Raw genomic sequence first — 1933 nt, 5'->3', positions numbered from 1 at the left:
CAGTTCATGCTTACTCCCATCGAAATTTACATCCTCGTAGACGTAGATAAGCTTTGGCATAACGGTATTAACGCGGGGCTTTTTAATGTCACCCTTTTTTCAAGATACTGCAGCGAAACATGGTCTTCATCTGCATCGATATACAGACGGCTTACTCTACGTTTCTCCTTCAGCGGCTCCAGTAACGGAAACTCAAGGGTATGAAGCTTATTCATTACGGTTTCCTTGCTTACCTCCTGTTCCCCGATACAGGCATTGATTCCGCCTTTCCGGTAACTGCTTTCCACAGCCTCCTCCAGTATTCTGGCTTCTGCATCCTATGAAATACGGGCATGCGATTCCAAGCCCATGAGACGATCTAACAGATAGCAGTATTCCCCGGTTTCTTTATTGTGAAAATACGTCCTACTGTAACAGATTTCTCCCAGACTGGTCAGAAGCTTCGTTTCATCCCGGCGTTCAATGTACCAGCCTTTTCGCAGGTCCTGTCGTTTACGCAGCAGTTCATCATAGCTTTCCAGTTCTTCTTTAATCAGGGAAAGCCCTAACTTCGTTACCTCTTTAGTCACTCCATAAACCATTTCTGCAAACTTGGTAAGGTCATCTGTATAGTGACTAAAAATTTCTGTTAAATTTTTTACCCCTTGTTCCTGAAAATGTTGTATACTGTTAATCATGAAAGCATCCTCCTTGGATTGTTGGTTTGGTCACCTTAAATCCTAACACAGGAATCCGGTGCTTTCTATTTTTTTATTTTCCTACAAAAACTTTACCCTAACATTAATCGAATAATAATAAGTGGTATTTGCAACATTGCTTTCAATAATTCTAATATACGTATAAGAAAGAACAATTACAAAAAGCCCCAATACAGGGGTTTCTTGTAGTTATAAACTTGACAGCGGTGGTATTTTATTCATAATGTCAAAGATAATATCCGAATTTTTGAAATCATTCCTTAGCCGTTCTAGTTCTCTTGGGTCTTTTGCATAATATTTAATGAGCCTGTTTTCATATAAAACCATATAGTTAGCATCTGTAGAACCAATACCTACTTCAAACATTACACCGTTAAGCTTTATCTTATGAGGTTATAAAAATCGGTCAATAATATACTGAATCCAAGCTTCATAATGGTAGAACCTTTTGTTGCCATTCCAGATAAGAAAATTTCCGTCATCTCTTTTATCAATTGCAAAATGGCACCATCTGGTAACTGCCATCAAATTCTTATTCCCGTAGCTTTTGTCTTCGGGATTAACATATAATTCACCTTCATATCCTAAATCACCATAATAGCTGTAGTCTTTCCAGTTATAGTAGCTTTCTTTGATTTTTTCTACATCTCGCTCAATGTGAATTGTTCTAAAAAACTTACTAAGATAAGTCAAAAGGTATGGTGTCGCATTATCTGAAAATTTATATTCGCCATAAAATTTTGTTTTATAAACGCTCATACAATCACCCCACTTTCTTAGATGTAGATGTTGCAATTAAGTTTTTCTCAAAGTCGTATATGAAGAACTTTTGAACGTAATCATCTAAAAATGCAAATTCGCCATTTAATGCATGTTCATAGAGTTTACTAAGCAAATCATCATTTTCTTTTAGGTCGTTCTTTAGAAAGACGTAGAAAACTGCTTTACCATCCGCAAAGCCTGAAAGATTGAAAATTAAAGCATTTGGAGCATACTTGTAAAAAAATTTTTCAATTCTAATACCAGTTATAATGGCTCAGTTGTCAAGATAAAAATTTGATATTTTTATCTTGAACTGATATGTTGACGAGTTACATGGAAAATGTGTGAAGCATCTTCCGGATTTTTATATTATGCGGCTGCTCTGGCTGCCTCCAGAAGCATTACCGGATAGTATACCTCGGCAGGTCGTTTGTTCCCAATGGACTGATGGCATCTTTCAAAGTTATAGGTGT

General features: G+C 36.7%; 1 protein-coding gene and 1 pseudogene. Both read right to left on the bottom strand.

Annotated features, from left to right (window positions below):
* Positions 1-26: 26 nt before the first annotated feature.
* A pseudogene (locus tag DW005_RS14305) lies at positions 27-581 on the bottom strand (UPF0236 family protein).
* Positions 582-1091: 510 nt separating this feature from the next.
* The gene (locus tag DW005_RS13475) at positions 1092-1457 is read right to left on the bottom strand and encodes a hypothetical protein (RefSeq protein WP_117480183.1); all 366 of its coding nucleotides are present in this window, start codon (positions 1455-1457) and stop codon (positions 1092-1094) included.
* Between the last annotated feature and the right edge of the window lie 476 nt (positions 1458-1933).

The sequence above is a fragment of the Clostridium sp. AF36-4 genome (genome assembly GCF_003435975.1).
Taxonomy (GTDB): domain Bacteria; phylum Bacillota; class Clostridia; order Lachnospirales; family Lachnospiraceae; genus Eubacterium_F.
Note: the sequence above shows the minus strand (reverse complement) of the source record. Positions and strands in the feature narration are given on the sequence as shown.